Annotated in this window: 3 protein-coding genes; all 3 read left to right on the forward strand. The window is 35.8% G+C overall.

The window, feature by feature from the left end; all coding sequences use genetic code 11:
* On the forward strand, positions 1 to 714 hold a 714-nt coding region (locus F607_RS32175), incomplete at its 5' end, for a hypothetical protein (RefSeq protein WP_038292542.1).
* 8 nt (positions 715 to 722) lie between these two features.
* Positions 723 to 1,052 (forward strand): hypothetical protein, encoded by a 330-nt coding sequence (locus tag F607_RS0126695; protein WP_027710424.1) that lies wholly within the window; start codon positions 723 to 725, stop codon positions 1,050 to 1,052.
* A gap of 36 nt (positions 1,053 to 1,088) precedes the next feature.
* Positions 1,089 to 1,574, forward strand: a complete 486-nt coding sequence (locus F607_RS0126700; RefSeq protein WP_027710425.1) for a hypothetical protein — start codon at positions 1,089 to 1,091, stop codon at positions 1,572 to 1,574.
* Positions 1,575 to 1,812: the final 238 nt, after the last annotated feature.

The raw sequence follows: 1,812 nt of genomic DNA on the forward strand, positions 1-1,812 counted from the left end.
ACCGTCAAACACACCGAATACAAACCCGCACTACAAAGCGTCTACAACCTGGAAGTCAAGGACTACCACACGTACTTTGTGGGGCAGCAAGGGGCATTGGTGCATAATGGCTCTAAGCGGACGTGTGGTAAGACAGATATTAAGAAAAATACTCTGCCAACTCATTCTGCTGAAGTTAAAAAGGCTTTAATGGAAGCTGAGTCCAGTATAGTAGGAAAGCCGATCGAAACAGGGTTTGTTATTGATGATACGGGTAAAGTATTAGTAAAAAGAAGTGCTGATGTCGACACTCCAAATAAAATCGTATTTGATGAAGATGAGCTTACGAAGTTTAAAGGTAATATTTTTACACATAATCACCCTTCTAATTTACCATTAGGCCCAGAGGATGTTGCAACAGGTATTGCGCATCAAGTAAGGGAAATAAGGGCAGTTGGGGAAGAGTTTACTTCAGTAATTAAACTAAGTGATGAAACACTAGACTCACTAACTCGATATAAAGGTGATTTTCCATCAGCCTATGGTTATGTCGATAACTTACAAAAGCAATCAATGCAAAAAGTAATTGCTAAATTTAAAGCTGGAGAAATAGTTCCACCAACAGGCTTAAGCCCGGCACAGCTTCAATATTGGCGAGTAAATCAAGTATTAGAGGAAATAGTAAAAAGCTTACCTGGTGCAACTTTAGAAACAATACCGACGAAACTATTATAGGATAAGGTATGAGAAAACTAGCCTCTCCACCAAAAACTTTTGAGGAAGCAGTTAGCTGCTTCCTCAAGTCACTAAGTGACGATGACATTAAGCACTTTTTATCATTAAAAGCTTTTAACCGGTACTATAAAAGTTGCTCTAAATACTGGAATATATCCTATGACTTTGGAATTTATGATCAGTCAAACATGGACTTATTAGTTGATATAGCCCGAAAAAACCCTGAAAAGGCGTTGAATATGGACTTTCTAGCAGAGATACCAGATGAGTTTCATGCAACAATCATTATCTTGGAGAAAGCTAAAGAAGTATTAGAGTCCCAAGATAAGAGAGTGTAATGTAACCAATAAGGAAACGTCTTATATTTTGAGTGTATGAAATACAGTAACGATGTATTAATAAATGGTGAAACCTTTCAAGAGAGGGCTAAAAGAGTGGAGTCTTTGCCGTTAGGCTCTAAAGAGTCGAAAGGTGAACTTAAAAAATTTCATAGTTGTTTAAATCAAACAAACTTAGTACCTGATCAGTGCTATAAGATGTCTCACAGAGACTATCCAATGGTATGTTATACCAACCAAATTATCGCTCTTTATTTAAGTAATAATTATGATGTTATTCCTTTATTTATTTCTAGAGTATTAAGCCAATTAGAAAGAAATAAAGATCAGCCAAATACGGAAAAGTATAGGTCTGTTGTATATGATTACTTATGCATGATGGCTTATTTTTTATTAAACTTTTGTACCGTTGATAAAGATACAATTGATGCATTTATCCCTAAAAAAGTTCAAAAGGCTGGACCTCGTCTTTCGCCCTTAATAGATAATAATACGCAAGAAATAAGCTTTAAAGAAAATTAATTAATAAAAAGTAGCAATATAAAGCCCACTTTTGTGGGCTTTTTTATTTCTCTGAATATGCTTTAAAAGGCGCAAGTGATATATCAGAAGCTACTGATGTATGTACTAGTGCCCTTAGTGCGCCTACTCCACCGCAGAATACCCAACCCCCTCGAAAAAACTTCCGATAACTTCTGTTATCGGCTATTTTGACGATTTTCACGTAATTTAGTATCACTTTTGGTATTACGTATTACTA

This window comes from Zooshikella ganghwensis DSM 15267 (genome assembly GCF_000428585.1).
Taxonomy (GTDB): domain Bacteria; phylum Pseudomonadota; class Gammaproteobacteria; order Pseudomonadales; family Zooshikellaceae; genus Zooshikella; species Zooshikella ganghwensis.